The 23,853-nt window shown below is 72.2% G+C and carries 21 protein-coding genes; 7 read left to right on the top strand and 14 right to left on the bottom strand.

Going from position 1 to position 23,853, the window contains the following annotated elements; all coding sequences use genetic code 11:
• Window positions 1–26 precede the first annotated feature (26 nt).
• Complete coding sequence (locus tag ACGFSH_RS33655) at window positions 27–758, bottom strand: helix-turn-helix transcriptional regulator (RefSeq protein ID WP_393355285.1); 732 nt, start codon at window positions 756–758, stop codon at window positions 27–29.
• A 292-nt stretch (window positions 759–1,050) separates the two neighbouring features.
• On the opposite strand from ACGFSH_RS33655, the gene ACGFSH_RS33650 reads away from it, so the two are divergent.
• Both ACGFSH_RS33650 and ACGFSH_RS33645 read left to right on the top strand, forming a co-directional pair.
• Window positions 1,051–3,510: a SpoIIE family protein phosphatase gene (locus ACGFSH_RS33650; RefSeq protein WP_393355282.1), complete on the top strand. Its 2,460-nt coding sequence runs from the start codon at window positions 1,051–1,053 to the stop codon at window positions 3,508–3,510.
• 130 nt (window positions 3,511–3,640) lie between these two features.
• Entirely contained in the window at window positions 3,641–3,835 is a 195-nt protein-coding gene (locus tag ACGFSH_RS33645) for a hypothetical protein (RefSeq protein WP_329406168.1), read from the top strand.
• 168 nt (window positions 3,836–4,003) lie between these two features.
• Here the strand turns inward: ACGFSH_RS33645 and ACGFSH_RS33640 are convergent, their stop codons facing one another.
• Both ACGFSH_RS33640 and ACGFSH_RS33635 read right to left on the bottom strand, forming a co-directional pair.
• Window positions 4,004–4,558, bottom strand: a complete 555-nt coding sequence (locus ACGFSH_RS33640; RefSeq protein WP_393355280.1) for a winged helix-turn-helix transcriptional regulator — start codon at window positions 4,556–4,558, stop codon at window positions 4,004–4,006.
• Between the two features lie 206 nt (window positions 4,559–4,764).
• On the bottom strand, window positions 4,765–5,370 hold the full coding sequence (locus ACGFSH_RS33635) for a dihydrofolate reductase family protein (RefSeq protein ID WP_393355277.1): 606 nt from the start codon (window positions 5,368–5,370) through the stop codon (window positions 4,765–4,767).
• Between the two features lie 291 nt (window positions 5,371–5,661).
• On the opposite strand from ACGFSH_RS33635, the gene ACGFSH_RS33630 reads away from it, so the two are divergent.
• The 3 genes from ACGFSH_RS33630 to ACGFSH_RS33620 all read left to right on the top strand — a co-directional run bounded on the left by ACGFSH_RS33630 (window position 5,662) and on the right by ACGFSH_RS33620 (window position 9,448).
• Window positions 5,662–6,195, top strand: a complete 534-nt coding sequence (locus tag ACGFSH_RS33630) for a 2'-5' RNA ligase family protein (protein WP_393355274.1) — start codon at window positions 5,662–5,664, stop codon at window positions 6,193–6,195.
• 85 nt (window positions 6,196–6,280) lie between these two features.
• Window positions 6,281–6,601, top strand: a complete 321-nt coding sequence (locus ACGFSH_RS33625; RefSeq protein WP_393355272.1) for a hypothetical protein — start codon at window positions 6,281–6,283, stop codon at window positions 6,599–6,601.
• 201 nt (window positions 6,602–6,802) lie between these two features.
• The gene (locus tag ACGFSH_RS33620; RefSeq protein ID WP_393355270.1) at window positions 6,803–9,448 is read left to right on the top strand and encodes a SpoIIE family protein phosphatase; all 2,646 of its coding nucleotides are present in this window, start codon (window positions 6,803–6,805) and stop codon (window positions 9,446–9,448) included.
• A gap of 57 nt (window positions 9,449–9,505) precedes the next feature.
• Here the strand turns inward: ACGFSH_RS33620 and ACGFSH_RS33615 are convergent, their stop codons facing one another.
• Complete coding sequence (locus ACGFSH_RS33615) at window positions 9,506–9,763, bottom strand: hypothetical protein (RefSeq protein WP_393355267.1); 258 nt, start codon at window positions 9,761–9,763, stop codon at window positions 9,506–9,508.
• 255 nt (window positions 9,764–10,018) lie between these two features.
• Window positions 10,019–10,420, bottom strand: coding sequence for an excalibur calcium-binding protein (locus tag ACGFSH_RS33610; RefSeq protein WP_393355265.1), 402 nt, complete (start codon window positions 10,418–10,420; stop codon window positions 10,019–10,021).
• Between the two features lie 314 nt (window positions 10,421–10,734).
• On the opposite strand from ACGFSH_RS33610, the gene ACGFSH_RS33605 reads away from it, so the two are divergent.
• Both ACGFSH_RS33605 and ACGFSH_RS33600 read left to right on the top strand, forming a co-directional pair.
• A complete protein-coding gene (locus ACGFSH_RS33605; RefSeq protein WP_393355263.1) occupies window positions 10,735–11,136 on the top strand; it encodes a phage holin family protein in 402 nt (133 codons plus the stop codon).
• A complete protein-coding gene (locus ACGFSH_RS33600; protein ID WP_393355261.1) occupies window positions 11,133–11,612 on the top strand; it encodes a DUF3618 domain-containing protein in 480 nt (159 codons plus the stop codon). Before ACGFSH_RS33605 ends, ACGFSH_RS33600 begins: the two co-directional genes overlap by 4 nt.
• A 70-nt stretch (window positions 11,613–11,682) precedes the next feature.
• Here the strand turns inward: ACGFSH_RS33600 and ACGFSH_RS33595 are convergent, their stop codons facing one another.
• From ACGFSH_RS33595 to ACGFSH_RS33555, 9 genes are all read right to left on the bottom strand, one after another.
• Window positions 11,683–12,507 (bottom strand): class I SAM-dependent methyltransferase, encoded by an 825-nt coding sequence (locus tag ACGFSH_RS33595; protein WP_393355303.1) that lies wholly within the window; start codon window positions 12,505–12,507, stop codon window positions 11,683–11,685.
• Window positions 12,508–12,705: 198 nt separating this feature from the next.
• Complete coding sequence (locus tag ACGFSH_RS33590) at window positions 12,706–13,299, bottom strand: hemerythrin domain-containing protein (RefSeq protein ID WP_393355259.1); 594 nt, start codon at window positions 13,297–13,299, stop codon at window positions 12,706–12,708.
• A 10-nt stretch (window positions 13,300–13,309) separates the two neighbouring features.
• Window positions 13,310–14,509 (bottom strand): hypothetical protein, encoded by a 1,200-nt coding sequence (locus tag ACGFSH_RS33585; RefSeq protein WP_393355256.1) that lies wholly within the window; start codon window positions 14,507–14,509, stop codon window positions 13,310–13,312.
• Between the two features lie 221 nt (window positions 14,510–14,730).
• The gene (locus ACGFSH_RS33580) at window positions 14,731–17,925 is read right to left on the bottom strand and encodes an RICIN domain-containing protein (RefSeq protein WP_393355253.1); all 3,195 of its coding nucleotides are present in this window, start codon (window positions 17,923–17,925) and stop codon (window positions 14,731–14,733) included.
• Window positions 17,926–18,007: 82 nt separating this feature from the next.
• Complete coding sequence (locus ACGFSH_RS33575; protein ID WP_393355250.1) at window positions 18,008–19,768, bottom strand: amylo-alpha-1,6-glucosidase; 1,761 nt, start codon at window positions 19,766–19,768, stop codon at window positions 18,008–18,010.
• A gap of 127 nt (window positions 19,769–19,895) precedes the next feature.
• Window positions 19,896–20,744 (bottom strand): carbohydrate ABC transporter permease, encoded by an 849-nt coding sequence (locus ACGFSH_RS33570; protein WP_393355247.1) that lies wholly within the window; start codon window positions 20,742–20,744, stop codon window positions 19,896–19,898.
• Entirely contained in the window at window positions 20,741–21,724 is a 984-nt protein-coding gene (locus tag ACGFSH_RS33565; protein WP_393355245.1) for a carbohydrate ABC transporter permease, read from the bottom strand. Before ACGFSH_RS33565 ends, ACGFSH_RS33570 begins: the two co-directional genes overlap by 4 nt.
• A gap of 20 nt (window positions 21,725–21,744) precedes the next feature.
• Entirely contained in the window at window positions 21,745–22,989 is a 1,245-nt protein-coding gene (locus tag ACGFSH_RS33560; protein WP_393355242.1) for an extracellular solute-binding protein, read from the bottom strand.
• A gap of 219 nt (window positions 22,990–23,208) precedes the next feature.
• Window positions 23,209–23,853: LacI family DNA-binding transcriptional regulator (locus ACGFSH_RS33555; RefSeq protein ID WP_393355239.1), on the bottom strand; the 645-nt coding region annotated here is incomplete at its 5' end.

Here is a 23,853-nt window from a genome sequence, read left to right as displayed (position 1 = left end):
ATCCCAGCATGGCCGTCTTTTCTATGTCAATCATTATGGTTTTTAGAAGCCTCGATCACTACGCAGCACTCCCCCGGCCTGGCGTCCATACGGGCCCGGACCGCTCCGTCCGTGCCGAGCAGCCCTTCCAGCAGCGCGAGATTCATGCCGCAGACCAGGGGCGGGAAGCGTTCGGCGACGGCGTGGAAGGGACAGTTGCGCATGCGGACGACGCGCTGGGCCTTCTCCGGCGGCCGCGCTCCCTCGCCGGCCTCGCGCTCTTCGCGGTCTTCGCCGCCGCTCCGGCCGTCGGCGCCCTCCAAGTGCGGTTCATAGCCGCGGGCGGCCAGCAGTTCCAGGGCGTCTTCGAGACCGTCGCAGGGCGCGGCCGAGCCGCGCAGTGACTCGCCGCGGCGGCGTGCGGCCGTGCGCAGTCCGTCGTCCAGCCCGGCCTGCTCGGCGGCCTCGGCCAGCAGTTCGGCGGCGGTGCGGTAGTCGCGGGCGGGCAGCGACACCGTCCGCTCGCTCCGCGACCGCGTGTACACCTTGGCGGGACGGCCCGCCCCCGGCCCCGAGCGGCCCGTCAGGCGACGGCTGCCGCTCTCCAGCAGCCCCGCCTCGGTCAGTCTGTCGAGATGGTGTGCGGCGAGCGTGCGCGCGATGCCGGTCGCCTCGGCGGCCTCGTTGCGGCCGACCTCGCGGCCCTGCCCCGACACGTACTCGTACAGGCGACGCCGGACCGGATCCTGCAACGCCGCGATCGCTTCGATGTCCTCCACCCGGCCATTCTATGAACAACACCGGTCGTAGATAGAAGGCCGGGACCGCACGCGAGGCCTGGGACGCACGCGCCCGGACACCCGGCGTCCGGGCCCGGCGCCCGCCACCCAGGGCCCGGCTCCCAGGGCTCTGCTCCCGGTCTGCGACGGCCGGCGAGCGGGGGCCGGCGCCCGGCACCCGGACGCGACGTCGCCGGAGCGCAGTGACGCTCGGGCCGACCTAGGCTGGAAGCAGTGCGGGACACCGGCCTCGGCGGGCGTGGCCGTCCGGACGGAGGCGTGGTGCGTGGAGATGGCAGCCAAGCGGGACGTGCCCACTGCCGTTGTCGTGGTGGACCCGGACGGCTTGGTGAGCGGCTGGAGCGAAGAGGCCCGGCTGCTGCTCGGCTGGACGGCGAAGGACACCGTCGGCCGCCCCCTGGCCGACCTCACGGTCAGTCCGCCGCCGCCCGGCTTCCCCGACGGCTACGGCGCCGGCTCCGACGCCTCCAGGGTCGTCGCCCTGCGTCACCGGGACGGCTCCCCGGTGGAGGTGCTGGTCACGGCCCACCCGTTGACCGGCTCCGAGGGGACGCTCGGCCACGCGGTGACCGTCCAGCGTTGGGGACGTCGCCCGGTGATCGCCGATCTGGCCTTCGAGCAGTGCCCGTTCGCACTGGGCGTCTACGACCCTGACCTGCGGTTCCTCTGGATCAACGCGTCCTCGGGCCGGGTGATCGCGCACTCCGAGGAGCAGTTGCTCGGCAAGAGGTACCGCGAGGTGCTTCCCGAGGTGGACCGCACGCTGTTTCCGGAGCGGGACGACAAGCCGTACACCGACAAGCTGTCCGAAGTGGCGCGGACGGGCGAGCCCGCGCGCCTCATGACCGTGTTCCAGCCTCGCGGCAGCAGCTACGCCACCGCCTGGGCCACCAGCATCTGGCCCGTGCGGGATGCCGAGGGCCGCGTCCGCGCCGTCGCCAACTGGGGCTTCGACATGAGCGCCGAGTACTGGGCTCGGCAGCGTCTGCTCATCCTGAACGAGGCCGGCGGTGGCATCGGCCGCACGCTCGACGTGATCGACACCGCCCGGGAGCTGGCCGCGACCTCGGTGCCGAGGTTCGTCGACCATGTCGGCGTGGATCTCTTCGACGAGGTGATGCGCGGCGAGGAGCCGCCCTCCGTGTCCGCGTTCGCCCCGGACGAGGCGATCGGGCTCAGCCGCGCCGCCCAGGGGAGCGTGGGGGACGACGCCGGCCCGCCTCCCGGCCCCACGGTGCGGGTCACGCACGCGGCCGGTTCCGTCGCGGCTCGCTGCGTGATCACCGGCAGGTCCACGGTCGAGCTCGCCGCCGAGCCGGGCGAGGGCGGCGAGTGGGCCTTCGGCCCCGGGCTCGCGGCCGATCCCGCCCACTGGCCGCCGGGCAACCCGGTGATCGACGAGTCCCTCGCCGTGGAAGGGCTGACCGGCCGGATCACCGTGCCGCTCCGGGCGCGGGGCGCGCTGCTCGGAGTCGTCACGTTCTCCCGCAGCCGACGGCCCGAGGCGTTCACCGCCGACGATCTTATCCTCGCCGAGGAGCTGACCGCCAAGGCGGCCGTCGCCATCGACAACGCGCGGCGGTACTCGCACGAGCGCACGACCGCGCTGACCCTGCAACGCAGCCTGCTGCCGCAGGGGTTGCCGAACCAGGAGGCCGTCGAGGTGGCGTTCCGCTACCTGCCCGGCGGCGCCGGGGCTGAAGTGGGCGGCGACTGGTTCGACGTCATTCCGCTGTCCGGCGCCCGCGTGGCCCTGGTCGTCGGCGATGTCGTCGGGCACGGTCTGCACGCCTCGGCCGGCATGGGCCGGCTGCGCACGGCGGTACGCACCCTCGCCGACGTCGACCTGCCGCCCGACGAGCTGCTGACACATCTGGACGACCTGGTCCTCCATCTCGGCGGCGACCTGCGGCCCGACGGTCACTTCCAGCCGACCGGCGAGTCCGGCGCCACCTGCCTGTACGCCGTCTACGACCCCGTCTCCCGCCGGCTCACCGTGGCGAGCGCCGGGCATCCGCTCCCCCTGGTCATAGCCCCGGACGGCACCGCCGCCCCGGTACCGGTCCATCCCGGACCGCCGCTCGGCATCGGCGGGCTGCCGTTCGAGTCGGCCGAGCTGGAACTCCCCGAGGGCAGCCTCCTCGCCCTCTACACCGACGGGCTGCTGGAGAGCCGTGAGCACGACGTCGACGAGCGCGTCGCCCAACTGCGGCGCGCACTGGACCACTCGGTCACCTCGCTGGAGGCCCTGTGCGACACGGTGATCGACGTCATGCTTCCCGAGCGCCGCACCGACGACGCGGCCCTGCTGCTCGCCCGCACCCACGTGCTGGCTCGTCACCACGTCGCCGACTGGCAGGTGTCGCCCGACCCCGGACAGGTGCCGCTCGCCCGGAAGTTCGCCGTCGAGCAGGTGGACGCCTGGGGTCTGGAGGAGGCGGCGTTCGTCACCGAACTGGTCGTCAGCGAGCTGGTCACCAACGCCATCCGCTACGGCGAGCCGCCGATCAGGCTGCGGCTGATCCGCGACAGTTCCCTGATCTGCGAGGTCTCCGACTCCAGCAGCACCGCCCCGCACCTGCGCCGGGCCCGCGCCTTCGACGAGGGCGGCCGCGGCCTGCTGCTCGTGGCGCAGCTCACCCAGGGATGGGGCGCCCGGCACACCGCCGACGGCAAGACCATCTGGTGCGCGCAGGCCCTCCCCCAGGGCCGGGACGCCACTGACGGGTGAGCGGAGGGCGGCAGGCGCCGCCGGTCCCGCTCGGCACGGCTGTCACCCGAACGGCCCCCGCCCGGTCGGCGCAGGTCGCCCGGACGGGGTCTCCTGGGAGGAGAACGGCATCCCGCCAAGGAGGCCAATCATGTACGAGATGCGTCCGGGACCCGACCAGCCCGGCACCGCCGTGGTCTGGCACGTCACCGCCAAGCAGGCAGCCATCGCCCTGTGCGGGCAGAAGCTCGCCGACCGTGCGGACACCGCGGAGGATGAGCAGGCACGTCACTGTCCCCCGTGCATGGCTTCCTTCGCCCAGCTCGTCACGGCCAAGGCGGTCTGAGCCCGCCCCACCCGTGCACCCGACGTCCGACACCGCCCCGACGGCGGACAGGCGGACGCCTCACCGGCCCCCGCCGGACGCCTCACCCTCGCCCGCCTGACGATCAGTCGTGACGACATTCGTGACGATCGGTCGGTCGGTCGGTCGCGAACGCGGACCGGACCAGTTCTACGACTCGGACGCGGACACGGAGGTGGACGGGGCCTCGGGCGCCGGCGCGGGTTTCGCTCCCGGCCCCGGGGCCGCCAGGACCTGGCCCGGCGCGGTGATCCGGTGCCCGGAGGCGCAGGTCACCGCGGCGCTGACCGGGCTGCCGCATTCCTGGTGGAGCAGGGAGATCGTGGCCGCGCCGGACGGGACGATCCAGCGCTCGGCCCAGTCGTTGAGGGCGATCAGGACGGGCAGCAGACTGCGCCCCTTGTCCGTGAGCCGGTACTCGTCCCGACCGCGCGCGCCGGGAGCCCGGTACCGGGTCTTCTCCAGGATGCCGTCGGCGACGAGGTCGCGCAGACGGGCGGACAGCACGCTCGGGCTGATGCCGCAGTGACGCTCGAAGTCGTCGAAGCGGCGGGTGCCGTAGAAGGCCTCCCGGATGATCACACCCGTGGTCCGCGGGCTGAGGGAGCGCAGGGCGAGGTTGATCGAGTCGGGCTCGATGTCCCACGCGTCCCGCTGCCACCGCTGCGGATGGCCTGCCGTCGCTGCTTCGGCTTCGTCGCTCACGTGTCCCTCTCCTGTGCGTTGCCCGAGTCTAGCCGCCACCCCCCGCCTGACTACGGCATTGCGGAGCCAGGAGGAACGGGTGCTCGGGCGCACCGTGCGGCACCCGGTGCGACACGACGAGCGCGCGGTTGCGAGGCGGCCCGCCCGTCTCCCGCCGACGTCGCCTCGCCGGAGGGCCTGACAGGATGAGGCCGCGGCCTGTCGGTCTAATAGCTGTCGTAGGTCGGCTCACCGTTGGGCCGGTACACGGCGACGACGGTGCCGCCCTTCGTCGTGGAGACGCTGACCGGCTCCAGCGCCGTGGGGATCGCCCCGTCGGCGAACAGCCGCTTGCCGGTGCCGATGATCACCGGATGGATGGTGAGCCGGAACTCGTCGACGAGACCGTTGCGCATGAGCGTCTGAGCGAGGTCGCCGCTGCCGACGACGTTGACGTCGCCGCCGTCGGACGCCTTGAGCCTGCGGACGGCTTCGACGACGTCGCCCTCGAGCAGTGTGGAGTTCTCCCATTCGACGGACGTCAGGGTCCGGGACGCCACGTACTTGTCCATGCCGTTCATCCGCGCGGTGAACGGGTTGCCCGGGTCGGCGGTCGGCCAGTAGGACGCGAAGATCTCGTACGTCTTGCGTCCGAGCAGCATCGCGTCGGACTGCTCGTACCAGCCGGCGATGGCCGCGCCGACCTCGTCGTCGTCCACCGGCTTCTGCCAGCCCCCGTGCGCGAAGCCGCTCTCGGGGTCCTCGTCGGGACCACCGGGGGCCTGCATGACGCCGTCCAGCGTCAGGAACGTGCAAACGATGATCTTGCGCATGGTGCGCTCCTTTCGTTGCGAGGTAGACCACGCGGTCGCCGGAAACTCATCGGCGCGCTCCTGCGGCGCACGGCTGCGCCGGGCGAGGGGTCGTCGGCTCGCGTCACGACGTTCCTGTGCCCTCCCTCATGGTCCGGGCGCGGCGCGACGCCCGCGAACCGCGCAGCCCGTCGGAGTGGCGGGCCGGCGGAGTGGCGGGCCGGCGGAGTGGTGCGTCGCCGATGTCACGGCCGTGTGTTCCCGTCGGCCGCAGCGGTCGGCGGCTCCGGCGGCCGCCGGTAGGCTGCGCTCGTGCGCACGGTCGAGGTTCTGCTGGACGAGACGGCGGACGCGGCCGTCCGGGAAGCCTGGCGGCGGCTCGCGGAAGCGGGTCTGCCCAGTCAGGCGCGCCACCGCTCCCCCACCAACAGTCCGCATCTCACCCTGGCCGCGTGCCGGGAGCTGACCGCCCCGATCCGCTGGGAACTCGCGGCCGTGGCCGCCTCGTTGCCGCTGGCGGTGCGGTTCACCGGGGCGGTGAGATTCGAGCGGCCCACCTCGGTCCTGGCCTGGGCGCTGGACCTGGACGCCCCGCTGGCGGCCCTGCACCGACGCGTGTGGGAGGCGGTCACCTCCGACGGCGGGCCGCAGACCCTCAACCCCTTCCACGAGCCCGGGCGCTGGAGCCCGCACGTCACCCTCGGCCGGACCCGGCGGGCGGGGGCCTTCGCCGACCGGCGGATCCCCGGGCTGCTGCCGGCGCCGCCCGTGTCGGTCCGCCTCACCACCTTGCGCAGCTACGACACCGAGACCGGCGCCCTGGAGGTGCTCCGGCCCCGTCCCTGAGCCGCCGGCCGGCCGACGGCGGTCTCGTGTCGGCCGCCGCGCCTGCACAGCGCGTGGGCCGATTCCCCGGGGGGACAATGCTCGCGTGGAGGCAGACCGGGCACCGGAGAAGACCGCCGACGGCCACTACGTCGTCATCAAGGGACGGAAATGGCGGGCGACCGATCCGGCCGTCCCCGAGGAGATCGCCGCCCGTCTTCGGCGTCACCTCATGTCGGCCCGTCGCGCGGTCCGCGCGGCGACGACGGGCGAGGACGCCCGAGCCGAGCGGGAAGCGCGCGCCCGCGTGCACCGGGCGAAGGTCGCGTTGGGGGAACGGGGCGCCGCCTGGTGGGAGCAGACCGACGACGAGCGCCGCCGGCGCTGGGAGGAAGGGCTTGCGAGTCTCGACGCCGATGCGGGGTGAAGGGCCGGGAAGACGAGTGGTGCCCGTGGCGCCCGTGGGGCCGCCGAGGCGTCGTACAGGCCGCGGCCGGCGGGCCGACGGCGGTGATCGATCGGGGCTCGGGGCACGGGCAGCGCGGGCGGACCCGTGACTAAGCGGGGCCCGGAGTGCTAGAAAGGCCGGATGGGAGACCGTTTTGCCCGGCTTCGGCACATACCGCGGATGAGTGCGGCGGCCCGCAAGGGCACGCGCACCGTCGCGGGCCAGATGTTCCTGATGCAGGTGACACTGGTGGTGCTGCTCGTGGCGTTCGCCGTCTTCGCACTCGTCCTGCAATCGGAGCGGCACACCAACGCCGAGGCGAAACGGAGATCCGTAGCCGTCGCCCAGACCTTCGCGCACTCCCCCGGCGTGCTGTCCGCCCTGCGCTCGCCGGACCCGACGAAGATCCTTCAGCCCCAGACGGAGGCCGGCCGCAAGTCGGCGGGCGTCGACTTCGTCGTCGTCATGAACACGAAGGGGATCCGGTACACCCATCCCCTGCCGGACCGGATCGGGAAGCGGTTCGTGGGAAAGATCGGGCCCGCGCTGCGGGGACAGGTCTACACCGAGAGCGTGCACGGTCCCCTCGGCGAGGAGGTCCAGGCCACCGTCCCCATCCGTGACGACCGGGGACAGGTGGTCGCCCTCGTCTCCGCCGGGCTGAAGGTCAAGAACGTGACCGGCCTCGTCGAGCGCCAGATACCGATCATCCTGACGGCCGGCGCGTGCGCCCTCGCGGCGGCCACCGCCGCCACGGTGCTGGTGAGCCGGCGGCTGCGGCGGCAGACGCACAGCCTCGGGCCGAACGAGATGACCCGCATGTACGAGCACCACGACGCGGTGCTGCACTCCGTGCGCGAAGGGGTCCTCATCGTCAACGACGAGGGGCGACTGCTCCTCGCCAACGACGAGGCCGTACGGCTGCTGGAGCTGCCTGCGGACGCGGAGGGCCAGCTCGTGTCCCGGATGTCGTATCTCGAACCGGAGATCATGGCCCTGCTCAGCTCCGGCCGCGAGGCCAACGACGAGGTGCACCCCTCCGGATCGCGGCTGCTGGTGGTCAACCAGAGGTCCACGGGGCGCGGATCGGGCGGCCCCGAGGGCACCGTGGTCACCCTGCGCGACTCGACGGAACTGCAGGCCGTGTCCGGCAGGGCCGAGATCACCGGTGAACGGCTGAAGCTGCTGTACGACGCCGGACTGGGCATCGGCACCACCCTCGACGTCGTGCAGACGGCCGACGAACTCGCCCGGATCGCCGTCCCCCGCTTCGCCGATTTCGTCACCGTGGACCTGGCCGACGCCGTGCTGCACGGCGAGGAGCCGGCCGCCACGGCGAAGGGCATGAGGCGGGTCGCCGTCTGCGGCATCCGCGACGATCACCCCCTCTACGAGAAGGACCGGCTGATCGACTTCCTGCCCTCCACGCCCCAGGCGCGCGGCTACGGCACCGGCCGCTCCGAGCTGGTGGCCGACCTGTCCACCGCGACGGGCTGGCATCTGCAGGACCCCGAACGCACCGAACAGATCGTGGACTACGGCATCCACTCGCTCATCGCGGTGCCCATCCAGGCCCGCGGGGTCATGCTGGGCATGGTCAACTTCTGGCGCTCCGACGAGCACAAGCCCTTCGAACAGGAGGAGCTGTCCCTCGCGGAGGAACTCGTGGCCCGCGCCGCGGTCAGCATCGACAACGCCCGCCGGTACACGCGCGAGCACGCCCTGGCGGTCACCCTCCAGCGCAGCCTGCTGCCGCAGGGCCTGCCCGAGCAGAGCGCCCTCGACGTCGGCTACCGCTACCTGCCGGCGCAGTCGGGCGTGAGCGGGGACTGGTTCGACGTGATCCCGCTGCCGGGCAGCCGCGTGGCGCTCGTCGTCGGCGACGTGGTCGGCCACGGACTGCACGCCGCCGCGACCATGGGGCGGCTGCGCACCGCCGTGCACAACTTCTCCACGCTCGACCTGCCGCCCGACGAGCTGCTGAGTCACCTGGACGACCTGGTCGGGCGCATCGACCAGGACGAGGCCTGCACGGACGAACCCGCCGCCGTCGTGGGCGCCACCTGCCTCTACGCGATCTACGACCCGACGACGCTGCGCTGCACGATGGCGCGGGCCGGGCACCTGGCGCCGGCGGTGGCCGATCCCGACGGCAACGTCACCTTCCCCGACCTGCCGCCGGGTCCGCCGCTGGGGCTGGGCGGCATGCCCTTCCAGACCGCCGAGCTGGACATCGCCGAGGGCTCCCAGCTCGCCCTCTACACCGACGGTCTCGTCGAGGACCGCACCCGCGACCTCGACGAAGGGATGGAACTCCTGCGCAAGGCCCTGGCGGGACACCCCGAACGCGCCCCGGAGGACAGCTGCCGGGCCGTCCTGGGCTCCCTGCTGCCCGAGAACCCCACCGACGACGTGGCTCTGCTCATCGCCCGCACCCACGCGCTGCCGCCGGACCGGATCGCCGAGTGGGACGTGCCGCCGGATCCGGCCGCCGTCGCCTCGGTGCGCGCCAACGCGACCGGCAAGCTCGACGAGTGGGGCCTGTCCGAACTGGCCTTCAGCACGGAACTGGTGCTGAGCGAGCTCGTCACCAACGCCGTCCGCTACGGCTGCGGGCCCATCCATCTGCGGCTCGTCCACGACCGCACCCTGATCTGCGAGGTCACCGACGGCAGCAGCACCTCGCCCCATCTGCGGTACGCGGCGACGACCGACGAAGGCGGCCGGGGCCTGTTCCTGGTGTCGCAGCTGACCGAACGCTGGGGCACCCGCTACACCCCCCAGGGCAAGGTCATCTGGGCCGAGCAGGCCCTGCCGGACCACTGACCGGTCCTGCGCCCGGCACGCGGTACGGCGGCCCCGTCGCGTCCCCGCCCGCCCGTCTCAGCCGGTCGGCTTGAGGGCGTGGCCGCAGACGGTGCAGACCAGGGCCGGCGCGAGAAGCGTCCACGAGTGGGTGAGCAGACTCGCGACCAGCAGCAGGAGCCCCAGCCCCCACAGGCGGGGGTTGCGCACCAGCCGTCGCAGCGGCCGGCCCGGCACACGGTTACGGGTGAACGCGTAGAAGCCCAGCGAGCCCACGCCCACGGAGGCGAGGACGACCAGTGCCCACGCGACCAGCAGCAGCGAACCGAACGCCATGCCCCTCCGTCCAGCGCCCTCCCGGACGCCCCGTCCCTCGCCGGCCCTCCGCCGGACCGTCCCACCCAGGACGGAACACTACGCCGGACGAGCAGCGCCTCGCGCGCCCGGTGAACGACAAGCGCCGCTACGGCGGTCGGGCGGCCCACCCGCAGCGCACGAGGGCGCGGCGCTTTCGTCGCCCGACTCGGTGCTGCGCGCCCGGGCCCTCGCGATGCCCCGCAGGGCCCGGCGCGATGCTGCTCGCTCCTCGGTTCAGCTTCGCCTGCGGCGCAGGAGCACGAATCCGACGGCCGTCAGCCCACCGGCGGTGAGGCCGAGACCGAGGCCGACGTCTCTGCCGGAGGGGCCCGTGTCGGTCGCTCCGCCGAGGCCGCCCTGAACGCCGCGCGTGGGTGTGACGACGGGCCGGGGCACGGCCGTCGGGGCACCGATGGAAGAGCGGTGGGGCAGGGCTTCGCAGGCGATCCCGTCGTCCGGCCCCTGGTCCTCGTCGAGCCGGTCGGGGTCGGTGGGGTCCTGGTCGAACACCGCCTGGGCGTCCTCCTGGAAGGCGAAATCGCGGCAGTCGAGGTCCCGGGCCTGCGCGGTCCCGGCCAGTGGGCTGATGCAGATGATCGCGGCGGCTATGCCTGCGAGGGGAGCACGGTGCGACATGGACGTCTCCTCCCGGTCCCTGTGGGATTCCGTTGCTCCGACGCTAGGAGACGTCCGGCGCATCGGCGCGAGCACATGGGCCATGCAGGTGAGCGGGTGTCACGTGCAGCCGCGGCGCCGACCGGTGACGGCGCGCGCCGTTCGCGTGGGGGTCGGCCACGGCGTCGGCGCCGGGGTAGGGGTCCCGGCGGTTGTGCGATCCGTGTCGCCTAACTCCGCCGTCCGGGGTACTCGCCCGCGCATCGGACCGTCGGGTGCGCACCCGGTGCGGCCCGACGTGAGCACACGGACCGGAACGGACGGGAGGGACCGCGGTGTCGAGCACGCAGTCGCACCAGGAACCGGTGGGCGAGCTGGTGCAGCGAGCCTCACAGCAGCTGACCGAGCTGGTGCGGGGTGAACTGAGGCTGGCCCAGGCGGAGATGAAGGAGAAGGGCAAACTCTACGGAAAGGGCGGCGGCCTGTTCGGCGGTGCCGGTGTCGTCGGCTTCCTGACGCTGGAGGCGCTCGTCGTCACGGTGATCGCCGCGCTCGCGGTGCCGCTGCCGGTGTGGGCCGCGGCACTGATCGTCACCGCGGTGCTGGGTGTGATCGCCGCGGTGCTGGCCATGAGGGGAAAGAAGGAGATGGACCGCGCCGCGCCACCCGCGCCCGAGCAGACCATCGAGAACGTCAAGGCCGATGTGGCCGAGATCAAGGAGAGTGCCCAGCGATGACCCAGCCGCCCCACGACGAGCCCACCGCGTCCGGCCCCGAGGAACTGCGCGAGCAGGTCGAGCACACCAGGGAGGAACTCGGGCAGACGGTAGAGGCGCTCGCGGCCAAGACCGACGTCAAGGCACGCGCCCAGGAGAAGGCCGCCGAGGTCAAGGACCAGGCCGCGGTCAAGGCCGCCGAGGTCAAGGACCAGGCCGCGGCCAAGGCCGGAGAGCTGAAGGAGAAGGCCGCCGGGCTGGCCCAGCAGGCCCACGACAAGCTGCCCGACCCGGTCAAGGACAAGGCGGCGCTGGCCGCCGAGCAGGCCCGGGCCAAGGCGGCACAGGCCGGACAGGTCTGGCAGGACAAGGCCCCCGAGCCCGTGCGGCAGAAGACGGCGCAGGCGGCCCGGCTGGCCCAGGACAACCGCAAGCTGCTGCTGGCCGCCGCGGCGGCGGCCGCCGTGTGGCTGGCCTGCCGCCGCCGGAAGGGGTGAGCCGGTGACGGACGGCCCGGGCCGTGCCGCTGAAGGCGTCGGTCCGGTCGTCCGGTGAACCGGGGGCGCGCTACCGGCGGACCGCCGAGATCAGTCCGCCGGGCCGCTCCTCGTGCTGCGGCGGGGTGCCGAACGGACGCCCGTAGGCGGCCGCGCGGTCGCGCAGGGTGTGGCAGTCGGCCTCCCAGCCGTGCCCGGCCAGCCAGCCGACGGGGTCGTCGGGCATCTCCGAGAGCCACAGGGACGCGGCCGATCCGGGCGCAGCGTCCGCGCCGAAGCGCTCGATCACGCCGCGCGAGCCCAGCGTCAGCCCCATCCGGCTGCCCGGCGCCGACCGCGCGCCGATCCGGGAGAGCAGCTCTTCCACCGCGTCCTCGGGCAGATAGATCAGCAGCCCTTCGGCGATCCACACGGTGGGCGCCGCCGGGTCGTGCCCCGCGGCGGCCAGCGCGCCCGGCCAGTCCTCGCGCAGATCCACGGGGACGGTGATCCGCTCGCAGCGTGCGACGGCCCGCTCCCGGCGCAGCACCGCGGCCTTGAAGTCCAGGGGCGCGGCGGTGTCGACCTCGAACAGCCGGGTTCCCTCGGGCCAGTCCGTCCGGAAGGCGCGGCTGTCCATGCCGGCGCCGAGCAGGACGACCTGCCGGACTCCGGACGCGGAGGCCTGCCGCAGCAGGTCGTCGAGGAACTTCGTCCTGATGACGATGGAGAACGCCAGGGCCGTGCGGCGGCGTCGCGCTGCCTCGTCGTCGGGCGGGGAGGCGGGGGACGGCGGGGAGGGCCACAGTCCGCCGGCAGTGGCGAAGGCCCGGGCGAGTGGGTCGTGGAACAGGGCGTTCTCGCGCTCGCTCTCCAGCGCGCGCACCCTGGCCACCCCCACCGCTGTGGCCCACACTCCCGACGGCCGCACCCGCTCCTGGTCATCAGTCACCGCGTCACCATAGACGACCGGCAGCCGTACGGGCCCTGGTTCCCGCTCCCGGCAGCTGTCCTGCCGGAGACGCGGAACGCGTCCCGTGACCGGGACCGGGCGCCGGACCGGGCTCGCGCTTCCACGCGGCGGCGCCCGGCGCCTGCCGTCAGCCGTCGTTCGTCAGCCGTCCTTGCTCATGGCCTTGCGCACCGCGTCCTTGGTGCGGTCCATGAGCGCGGCGACCGGCCCGAGCATCATGTTCGCCGCACCCGTCTCGACGCCCGGGTGCGGACGCGTGGGCGCCACGGCCTCGGCCGCCTTGACGGCCTTGGCCATGGCGGTCAGGGTGGCGGAGTCGGCGCTGCGGCGGATGTGGGTGAACTCGTAGCGTTCCTCGGCTCGCGCGTGGGCCTGGACGTCCTTGCGCAGCTTCATCAGCCGGGGCATGAACGTGGGGTCGTCCGTGTCGAGGTCGTCGAGCGCGGACAGGGTCTCCTTGGCGGCACGCTCCTCGGCGAGCCGGTCCTCGACGACCTGCTCGCCGCCGGGCAGGGAGCGCCGGGCGAACGGGTGGACGACCTCCTCCTCGGCGGTCTCGTGCACGGCCAGCAGGCGCACGAGGCGGCGGAAGGCGTCGCGTCGCTCCTCTCCCGCGCCGGCCTCGACCTCGTCGAAGAGGTTGCGGATGTCGCCGTGCTGGCGCATGAGCAGGGCCACCACGTCGTCGTCGCGGGACAGGTCGTCGCCTGCCTGCGGGGTGTCGAGATCGCTCATCGGGCTCGCCTCACTTCTCGCGCATGGCGGGGTCGGGGTGCTCACCCTCGGACTGGATGCGGTACTCGCGCCCGAACATGTCGTCGTGCTCGGTCATGACCTGCTCGCTGGGCGGTTCCTCGCCGCCGTGGATCTGCTCCTGCATCTTCTCGAACCGCTCGTGCTGGTCGCGCACGTATCCGGCGCCGAGCGTGGTCAGGTCCATCTGGGTGTCGAGCAGTTCGCGCAGGTAGGCCTTGTTGGGCTCGAAGGTCAGCACGTTCGGCAGCTCGGGGGCGAGCACGGACTCCGGGTCGCGGCCGTCGTAGCGGCGCATCAGGTCGCACGCGATGTGCAGGTGCTCCAGCTCCATGTTCAGGTGGAGCTCCCAGATCGCCTTCACCCGGGGATCGCTCTCCTGCTCCATGAAGGAGTAGTAGAGGTAGCACTCGTTGTACTCGTGGTTGACGAGTTGCTCCCACCAGGTCTCGCCCGGGTCGACCAGCGACTCGTAGTGCGTGACGTGCTCCTCCTCGATCAGCCCGATCTCCTGGTAGAGGCGGCGGGCGATCGGCTCCATGTAGGTGGGGCCGGTGTTCATGTAGAAGTTCATGGTCTGCTGCTCCGCCGACATGATGGTCAGGGCGTGCAGTTTGGACAGCGGGTTCGTCTCGTCCTTGGCGTAGGGGTCGCGCACGTTGTCGTACGGGTCGCGGTGGTGGTACTTCGTGGGCCGTCCGGGCATGACCTCGGTCAGCCCCTCGACGATCGACTCCGCCTTGCGGTGCTCGATCATCTCGTACAGGTTCGCGTACCGGTACAGGTGGTCGAAGTCCTCCAGGACGCCGAACTGGTAGGCCTGTTTCAGGTACGGATCGGGTTCCATCCGCGCCACCCACGCCGTCAGGTCCACCGCGACCTGCTCGTAGGCGATCGTCGTCTCCAGGACGGACGACACTCCCGGCAGCAGCCAGTTCACCACCTTCTGCTGCTGCGCCTCGATGTAGCGGGTGCGGGCGAGCTGCCGTTTCACCTCGGGGTCGACGGTGTTGCGGGCCAGCTGGTGGCTGAACATGATCGCCTCGACCTCGATGCCGTTCATCGTGATGATCCGGCAGCGGGTGTACGGATCGCAGTGGTCGGGGTCGATGGGGGCGACGTTCAGCTCGCGCCAGTTCCTGGTCTGACGGTCCAGCGGGATGCCTCGTTGCTCCAGCGGATTGAAGGTCATGGGGAACTCCTGTGTGGGTGGCGAGGAGGGCGAAGTACCCCCGAGGCCGTGCCGCATGTCAGCGGCGGCACGCCCCGGCCAGGTTTCCTCCGTCCCGACGCGGCGGCCACCCCAGGCACCCGGACGGCCGTGCCTTTTCGCCGTCCGGGCGTACGTCGGCCCGCCGGGGAGGTCCGGCGGGCCGATGTCCGTTCGTGTGCGGTGCGCGGCTCCGCGTCGGGTCAGTCCTTGCCGGCGAGCCGCCAGATCTGGTTCTTCTTGGTGGTCAGGGCGCTTGCCGGGTCGCACGTCCATTGGTGGGCGAGGGCGCCGGGGGCGGTGGAGACGGTGCTGACGTCGACGCACTTGCCGCTGTGCGCGGCGACGAGCTGGTAGTCGTGGCTGTTGCCGAGCGCGGTCACCGGGGCGAGCCGGAAGCGCTGGTTGGCGCCGCCGGTGCAGGTCCACTGCTGGACGGCGGCGCCGTCGGCCGTCGACAGGGCGGAGACGTCCAGGCACTTGCCGCCGGCGTGGTTCACGAGCGTGTAGGTGTCGGTCGTGCCGGTGACGGGGTGGAAGTCGAAGATCTGCTCCTGTCCGCTTGCGCAGGTGTTCTGCCGGTACTGGACGCCGTTGGCGGTGGAGTGGGCGGGGTCTTCGAGGCAGAGGCCGCTGTGCTGGGCGACGGCGGTGGAGGAGAAGCCGGTCGCGGCGCCGATGTGCAGGGCGGCGGGCGCGAAGGAGACCTGGTCGAGGTGGGGTGCGGAGCTGGAGCGCATGGGCTGTCCGATGTCGCTGCCGCCGCCGGAGTAGACGACGCCGACGGTGGTGCCGTCCCAGTTGTGCAGCTGTGAGGCGGTGAAGCGGACGCTGTTGGCGCCCTTGGCGAGGGTGACGGGGACCGTGTAGTGCGCGAACTGGTTCCAGTGCAGGGTGCTCGCGAAGTCGACGCGGGTGGGGGCGGCGCCGTTGACGCTGACGTCGGCGTGCTCGGCGTACAGGTCGGGGTTGTAGTGGTTGGAGGGCAGTTCCTCGGCGTTGGCGTAGCGCATGGTCATGGCGTAGGCGCCGGCCGAGGGCGCGTTGACGGTGAGGGTGAGGGAGTTGGCGGTCCCGTCGCCGATGCCGGTGACGACGCCGCCTTCGGCCTGGCTGTAGGCGGTGGCGACGGCCGCGGTGCCGGTGAGGGCGCCGTTCTCCGCCTGGTAGGTGACGACGTTGCCGGTGGTGACGGAGGAGGTCGGGCTGAAGGGGGTGACGGCCAGGTCGTCGAGGGTGAGGGTGCCGCCGGAGCCGGTCACCTGCACCTTGTTGACGCCGCCGCTCAGGAAGACCCGGTCGGTGGCGGTGGACCAGGCGCCGGTCGTCGCGCCGGCGAGGGTCTGGTCGTCGAGGGTCTTGCCGTTGACGGTGAGTGCGGCCTGGCCGGTGTTGCGGTAGCGGGCCGTCAGGTCGGCGTAGCCGTCGCGCGGGGCGAAGACCCAGAACGTGGCGGACTTGCCGGAGGTGAGGTCGGCAGCGCCCGCGCCGGACTGGCCCTGCGCGGTGTAGACGGCGGTGGCGCTGCCGGAGAGGTCGGCCTGCTCGGCCTCGTAGAGCGTGGTGCCCTGGACGGCGGCGTCGTGGTGGCGGAGGTCGATCTTGTCGATGATGGCGTCGCCGGTGGTCTTCGCGCCGTTGTCGCCGGTGGTGGCCAGGGTGAGGGTGTGACTTCCGGCGGTCAGGTGCACGATGGCGTCGCTGCGTCCCCACACGACCCACTGGAAGCCCACGGGGACGTCGATCCGGGCCGAGGCGCCGCCGTCGACGCGCAGGTAGACGTCGGTCGGGCCCTTGACGTCGGCGTCCTTGGCGTAGCTGTTGCCGAACACCGACACGTCGTAGTCGCCGGTGGTGGGCACGGTGACGGGGAAGCCGATGACGGTGGTGGAGCCGGTGCGCAGGCCGCCGACGTCCTTGGTTCCGGAGGTGGCGAACTTGTCGATGCGCCCGGTGGTGCCCTCGGTGTTGATGTTGTAGCCGCTGCCGCCGAGCGTGGCGTTCTCGGCTTCGTACGTGTGGGTCCAGGTGCTGTCGGAGGCGGTGGCGCCGCCGGTGCCGCCCGGGGAGACGATCACCTGGTAGGCGGACATCGCGTCGAGGGTGAGGGGGACGGTGATCGAGCCGTCCGGGCCCACGGCGACGTCGGCGTCGGAGAGCCGGGTCGGGGTGGCCGCCGCGCCGAGGTACCCGCTGTAGCGGTCCTGGAAGACGCTGACGTGCACGGTGGTGCCGAAGACGGCGGGGTCGATGTTCTTGACGACCGTGTCGGAGTCACCGCTGGTGCCGCCGCCGGCGAGGATGACGCGGGCCTGTCTCTTGGCCGTGTCGAGGCTCGCGAGGCCCTGGAGGGTGTACGCGGCGTCGGCCCCCGTGCTGGTGACCTTGACGGTGTTGCCGCCCTTCATCGAGCTGTACCAGTTGTACAGCCACCACTGGGCGTTGGGGGTGTTCTGGGCGGCGGCGGAGTCGCCGAGGTTGCCGTTGATGTTCCAGTAGGGCAGGTTGCCGTCGACCTTCTCGTCCTCGATGCCCGCGATCCACTGGACCATCTGGCCGGGGTCGGTCAGGTGGTAGCGGTGGGCGTACTCGTTGAGGTTGACGGTGATCGGGGAGGTGATCCCCGCGGCGGTCTCCACCGCGCGGTAGGAGTCCACGGTGCTGCGGACGGCGGCCGGGCTGCCCAGGGTGTGCCAGGTGACGACGTCCGGCAGGCAGTTGTGGGCCTTGCAGTAGGTGAGGAAGCCGCTCAGCGCGGAGTCGGAGTAGCCGGAGGTGTTGGGACCCGCCAGCCGTGCGGCGGGCCAGATGCCTTTGATGAAGTCGTGGGTCTGGCGCCACTCGGCGTTGAAGGCGGCCAGCGCCGTCGCGTTGGAGTTCATGCCCCTGAACCAGTTCAGGTCCGGTTCGTTGTAGGGGATGAAGACGATGTGGCCGGCGTACGGGCTGGCCATCGCCTGCTCGACCTGGGTCTTCATGGTCGCCTGGTAGGCGGCGTAACCGGTGCGTTCGTAGTTGGCCCGGTACACGTCCGTCATGTAGATGAACTCGTCGCCGCCGCCGTTGTCGACGAAGGACGGGGCGATCTCCAGGGCGTCCGAACCGGGGTGCTGCTGGCCGTCCTGGTACTTCGTGTTGGTGGTCTTGAGTCCCATCCCCTCGATGAGGTTGCCGGTCGGGACGTGCGGGCCGTACAGGCCGTACAGCGCCCCGGAGGCGCCGCCGCGGAAGGCCCCGGTGGTTGCGCCCAGGTCCACGGTGAGGGTGGGGGTGGCGGCGGAGGCCGGCGGGGCCGTCAGGGTGATCACGCCGGCTGCCACGGTCAGCGGGAGGAGCGCTCTGCTGACGCCGTGCAGAAGGCGTGTGATGGCCGAGCGTCTCGGCCCGATTCCTGCCATGTCGGTGCGTCCTTTCAGGGATGGGGCTCTTTGCTGCTGCGCCGGCCCCCGTGCCGGACGTGCGGGTGGGCTGCCGTGCGGTTCAGGCGACGGCCGAGTCAAAGGCGGCGTCCGCGCGGCGGCGGAGGTGGTCGCGGGCCAGCACCAGGTAGCCGGCGGCGGTCCAGGTGTAGGCGCGGTCGCGCAGTCCCCGGCCGGTCAGCGCGTCGAAGTTCTCGGCGAAGCCGGACGTCTCGCACAGGGCGCGGAAGCGGGCGCTGATCTCGTCCGCGAGGCGTGCGTGGCCGGCGCGGCGCAGGCCGTCCTCGACGAGGACGGTGGCGGGGGCCCAGATCGGGCCGCGCCAGTAGCCGTCGGCCTCGTAGCGCGGGGAGCCGGGGTGTTCGGTCGCCAGGCCGAACGCGGTGAGGTGGGTTTCGATGCGGGCGGCCAGCCGGTCGCGGACCTCGGGGGGCAGTCGGTCGCCGAGCACGATCGGCATCAGGTCGAGCAGGCTCGCGCTCGGGGTGGGGGCTCCGCCGTGGGCCGGGCGGCTCAGGAACCGTTCGCCGTCCCACAGTCCGTCCAGCAGGGCGGCCTGGAGGGCGTCGGCCGTCCGCGTGCGGTGGCGGGCGTCGTCGGGGAAGCCGAGTTCGGCGGCCAGCCGGGCCAGTTCGTCGAGCTGGAGGATCAGCACGGCGGTGAGGTCGGCGGTCACCGCCACGCGGGCCGTGTCGAAGGTGGTGGCGTTGTCCCAGCCGCTGTCGTTGCCGTGCTGGTAGTGCGGCAGGACGGAGCCGGGGGCGCGGCGGGCGGTGAGCCAGAAGTCCGTCCAGCACGTCAACCGGGCGTATGCGTGGGCCAGTTGGGTGCGGTCGAGTGGTTCGTGGAGTCGTTCGCGCAGGCGGCGCAGGGCCCAGCCGTGGATGGGCGGCTTGACGAAGTTGTACAGGACCTCGGAGTGGGTGACGGAGTCGGGAAGGGCCCCGGTCTCGTCCTGGTGGTCGAAGGGCAGGGAGAACTGGTCCCAGGCCAGGGCGGGTGAACCGGGGGCCAGGGCGAGGGCGTTGAAGCAGTGGTCCCAGCTCCAGACCTTGTCCATCCAGTGCTTGGACATCAGCACGGCGGGCCGGGTGACGAGGCCCGCCGGGCGTACGGTGGCGGACCAGATGACGTAGGCGGCGAGTTCGGCCGCCGGGGCGTCGGCCGAGCGCCACGGCGCGACCGCGGCCGCGAACCCGGCGAACGAGCGTCGCGCGGCCTCCCGCACCTCGCCGAAGTCCGCCGAGGGGCGGTACGGCCGCCGGGCGCTGTCGAGTTCCTCGACCGCGACCTCCCACGATCCGCCGGCCTCCGCGGTGACGGTGAGGCCGCGGTCGCCGGCGCCCAGGGTCTGGGAGCCGGACGTCTCGGCCACGGCGCCGGACAGCACGGTGATCCGATAGCGGCGACCCGTCTCGTAGGAGCTGAAGGTGTGCGATCCGTCCACCGGGTCCCGGTAGAAGTAGGTGCCGCTGAAGGGGGTCAGGGCCTTCGCCGCCGCGGTGACGCGCAGGGCGAGCCCCGTGCCGTGCACGCGCACGGTGTCCGGCGACTCGTAGGCGAGGTCGACGCGGCCGTCCGCGGCGGTCCAGCTGAGCAGGGCGGGCGTCGCCCGTACACGGGTCTCGGCCCGCTCGCCGGTGGCCGCGTCGAGAGGGACCATGCGCAGGACGGGGTGCATACCGTTCTGATGGGAGACGAGGTGGAGGTCCTCGGAGCGCGTCTTCTCGGCCAGCACCGGGGAGATGCCGAACCAGGATCCGTACGTGCTGAAAGGTATGTCGTGGATGTTGAAGGGGGTGCCGGGCGGGTCGGCGCTCATGGCGGCGGTACTCATTTCTCGGGCGGGGCTCGGGCGGGTCCCGGGCGGGACGCCCAGGGGTGTGCCGGTCGGCACGCGGAGGGCCGGGCGGCGGCCGGACGGCTGTGCCGCGGCGGGTGCTGCCGGGTCAGTCCTTGACGGCTCCCGCGGACACGCCGGCGGCGATGTAGCGCTGGGCGAGGACGAGGATCACCGCGGCGGGCAGCGAGGCCACGACGGCGGTGGCCATGATGGCGTTCCACTCCTGGTTGTTGTTGCCGATGTAGTGGTAGATGCCGAGGGTGATCGGCTCATGGGCGCCGCCGTTGACCAGCGTGCCCGCGAAGACGAAGTCGGACCACGACCACAGGAACGCGAACAGGGACACCGTGACGACGGCGTTGCGGCTCATCGGCAGCACGATCGACCGGAAGGTGCGCCAGGTTCCGGCGCCGTCCATCGTCGCGGCCTGGAGCAGTTCGCGGGGGATGCCCGACATGAACGCGGTGAAGACCAGCACGGCGAAGGGGACCGCGAGGGTGGAATCGGCGACGATCAGTCCCGGCACGGACTGGAGCAGGCCGAGGCTGAGATAGACGGCGTAGAAGCCCATCGCCATGATGATGCCGGGGATCATCTGGGCGGCCAGCAGGACGAAGCCGAGGACGCCGCCGCCGCGCGGACGGAGCTGGGCCAGGGCGTATCCGGCGGGCGCCGCGAGGGCGACGGTCAGCACGACGGTGCCGAGGGCGACGACGAGGCTGGTGCCGAGGTAGGGCAACTGCTCGTCGAGGACGGTGCGGTAGCCGGTCAGGGTGCCGTGCAGGGGGAGCAGGTCGGGCGGGCTCCTGCGCATGTTCTGCTCGCGGGTGAACGACACGTTGATCATCCAGTAGACCGGGAACAGCATGACGGCCGTCAGCACGACGCCGGTGGTCGTCTTGCCCCGCGTCCCGCGACGGCGGTTCGGGGCCGGGGCCGGTGCCTGGGTCGTCATGACTGTGCCTGCTTTCGCTGCATCCTCAGGTACACCAGGCCGAAGGCCAGGGCGGCGACGACGAGCAGGTTGCCGACGGCGGCGCCGGGGCCGAAGGCGGGCAGCAGGTTGCCGAAGCCGAGTTCGTAGGACCAGGTGGCGAAGGTGGTGGAGGAGCCCGCCGGGCCGCCCTTGGTCATGATCCAGATGATGTCGAAGACCTTGAGCGTGTAGACCAGCCCCAGGAGCAGGGTGATCGCGGACACCGGGCGCAGGAGCGGGAAGGTGATGCTCCAGAAGCGCCGCCAGGCGCCCGCCCCGTCGAGGGCGGCGGCCTCGTACAGGCTGCCGGGGATGGACTGCAGGCCGCTGTGGAGGACGACCAGGTTGAACGGGACGCCGATCCAGATGTTGGCGATGATCACCGAGGTCAGCGACCAGGCCGGTGAGGTGAGCCAGTTCACCGGCGCGATGCCCACCGCGTGCAGGAGCGAGTTGACGAGGCCTGAGTCGCTGTTGAGCATCCACGACCACGTCGAGGCCGACACGATGAGCGGCAGCAGCCAGGGCACCAGGAACAGAGCGCGCAGCGTGGCGGAGAGACGGAAGTTCTGGTGGAAGAAGACGGCGAGTGCCAGGCCGAGGGCGTACTGGAAGAAGAGGCAGACGGCGGTGAAGACCACGGTGTGCACCAGGGCCGGCCCGAACGTCGGGTCGTCGAGTACGGTCCGGTAGTTCTTCAGGCCCGTGAAGGGCGCGTTGCCCTGGACGAACGAGCGGACGGTGTAGTCACGCAGGCTCAGATCGACGTTGCGGTAGAGGGGGTAGGCGTAGAAGGCGGCGAGGTAGAGGGTGACGGGGGCGAGGAACGCCCAGGCGGCCCACTGCGGGGAGGCGGGACGGCGCCGTGCTCGCGCGGGGGCCGGGAGCGGGGCGGTGGTGACCGCCCCGTTCCGGGCGGGCGCGGACCGGCGGTCCGGCAACTGTCGGGTGTGGTTCATCTGCGACCGGGAGTCCCTCGTCACTTGACCGCGGACTGGGCCTTGGCCAGCGCGTCCCCGGGTGACTCGGAGCCGCTGAGCGCGGACTGCACGGCCTTCCACAACTGCTCGGAGATCTTCGGGTACTTGGTGCCGAGGTCGTCGCTTGTGCGGCCCTTGGCGGCCTTGACCGCGTCGACCCAGGGCTTCAGTCCGGGCTTCGCCGCGACCTGCTTGTCCCGCACCTCGGCGGTGGGAGCGACGTAGGACAGGGCGGTGTCGGTGGCGTTCAGGTTCTCGGTGCTGGTCAGGCAGGTCACCAGCTTCTGCGAGGTGGTGTAGCGGGCGGTGTCGCCCTTTACGGGAAGGGTGACGAACTCACCGCCGGTCGGGGCCGAGGCGTCGCCCCCGGTCGCGTTCGGGACGGGCAGGACGCCGTAGTCGAAGCCGGCCTTGTCGGCGTTGGCGAGCTGCCAGGTGCCGTTCTCCGCGAAGGCGTAGTCGCCGGCGGCGAACTCCTGCCAGCTGGTGGTCTGGGTGTTGTTGATGACCGAGTTCGGGGCGTACCCCTTCTTCATCCAGTCCGTCCACAGCGTCAGCGCCGACTCGGCCTGGGAGGAGTCGAGTTCGGCGAGTTCCGCGCCCGATCCCCAGAACCAGGGCAGGAACTGGAAGCTGCCTTCCTCCGTGCCGATCGCGGAGAAGGTGATGCCCTTCTTTCCGGCGCTCTTGACCTTCGCCAGCGCGGACGTGAGCGACTTCCAGTCCTTGACGGACGCGACGTCGACGCCCGCCGCCTTCAGCACGGCCTTGTTGTAGTAGAGGGCGAGGGTGTTGGCGCCGATCGGCGTGCCGTACGTCCTGCCGCCCGACTGCCCGGCCGCGAGCAGGTTCGGGTCCACCTTGGAGGTGTCGAGCTTGTTGTCGTCGGTCGTGGTGAGGACGCCCGCCTCGGCGAGGGTGGACACCACGGGGTTGTCGACGACGAGCACGTCCGGCGCGTTGTCCTGCTGCGCCGCGAGCAGGGTCTTGTTCGTCAGGTCGCTGGTGTCGAACGCCGTGCGCTTGATCGTCACTCCGGCCTTCGTGCCGCAGTCGTCGAGCAGCTTCGCCCAGGCCGAGGTCTTGTCGAACTGGGGGTACGGGTCCCAGACGGTGTAGCTGCCGCCGTCGGCGCCCTGGGCGCCGGTGCTGCCCCCACCGGAGGAGCAGGCGGTGCCGACGACTGCGGTGACGGTGGACAGGGATATCGCCGCGACGAGACGGCGCCGGGAGGATCTGTGCATCGGGGTTTCCTCGGTTCTGGTTCTTGTTGCGGGGTCGGGGTCGGGTGTGAGGGGGGTGGGTGCGCGGGGGCATCCGCGGAGGGGGCCGGGGAGGTGTCCGGGCATGCCGAACAGCGGTGGTGGGCCGGTGGAGCGGGAAAGGGGCCGCTGCGGGTCACGTCCGCTCCGGTCGGGGGCGGCTCGTGGCGCGCGGGGCGGGGAGGCCGGTCGGGGTTCGGGTCAGGGGCGGCGCACGGCTTCGCGTCCGTCGCGCCCCTGACCGTCGGGCGGAGACGGCGCCGTGGCGGGGCCGGTGCTGGCGCGCAGGGAGATGGGTGGGGCGAGGAGGTGGTGGCGGGGCGGGGCGCCGGGGTGGTCGAGGCGTTCGACGAGGAGGTCGACGGCGAGGCGGCCCATCTCCTCGGCCGGCACGTCCGCCGCGGTCAGCCGCGGGGTCACCGTCTCCGCCCACCGGCCCGCCACCACGCCGGTGACCGAGAAGTCACCCGGCACGTGACGGCCCGCCTCCGCCAGAGCCCGGTACAGCCCGCCCAGCGCCGCCTCGTTCAGGGTGACCACCGCCGTGGTGGCCGCATCGTCGCGCAGGATCCGCTCCATGCACGCCTGCCCCGACGCCGCGTCGTCCCCGCAGCAGTACGTCCGCACGCTCAGCCCGCGCTCGGCCGCCGCTTTCGTGAACCCCTCCAGACCACGGTGCGCCGACTCGTACCCCGCCCGCACCAACGGCTCGGGACGGTTGACGAACGCCACCCGCCGATGGCCGAGATCAGCGAGATGGTGGACGCAGGCCGCCGCCAGCGCCGTATGGTCCAGGCCCACCCACCAGCCACCCTCCGGCGCGGCCGTGCGGCCGATCGCCACCGA

The organism is Streptomyces sp. NPDC048481 (genome assembly GCF_043200075.1).
GTDB lineage: Bacteria > Actinomycetota > Actinomycetes > Streptomycetales > Streptomycetaceae > Streptomyces.
The sequence above is the reverse complement of the archived record's forward strand: the minus strand, read 5'-3'. Positions and strand labels throughout refer to the sequence as shown.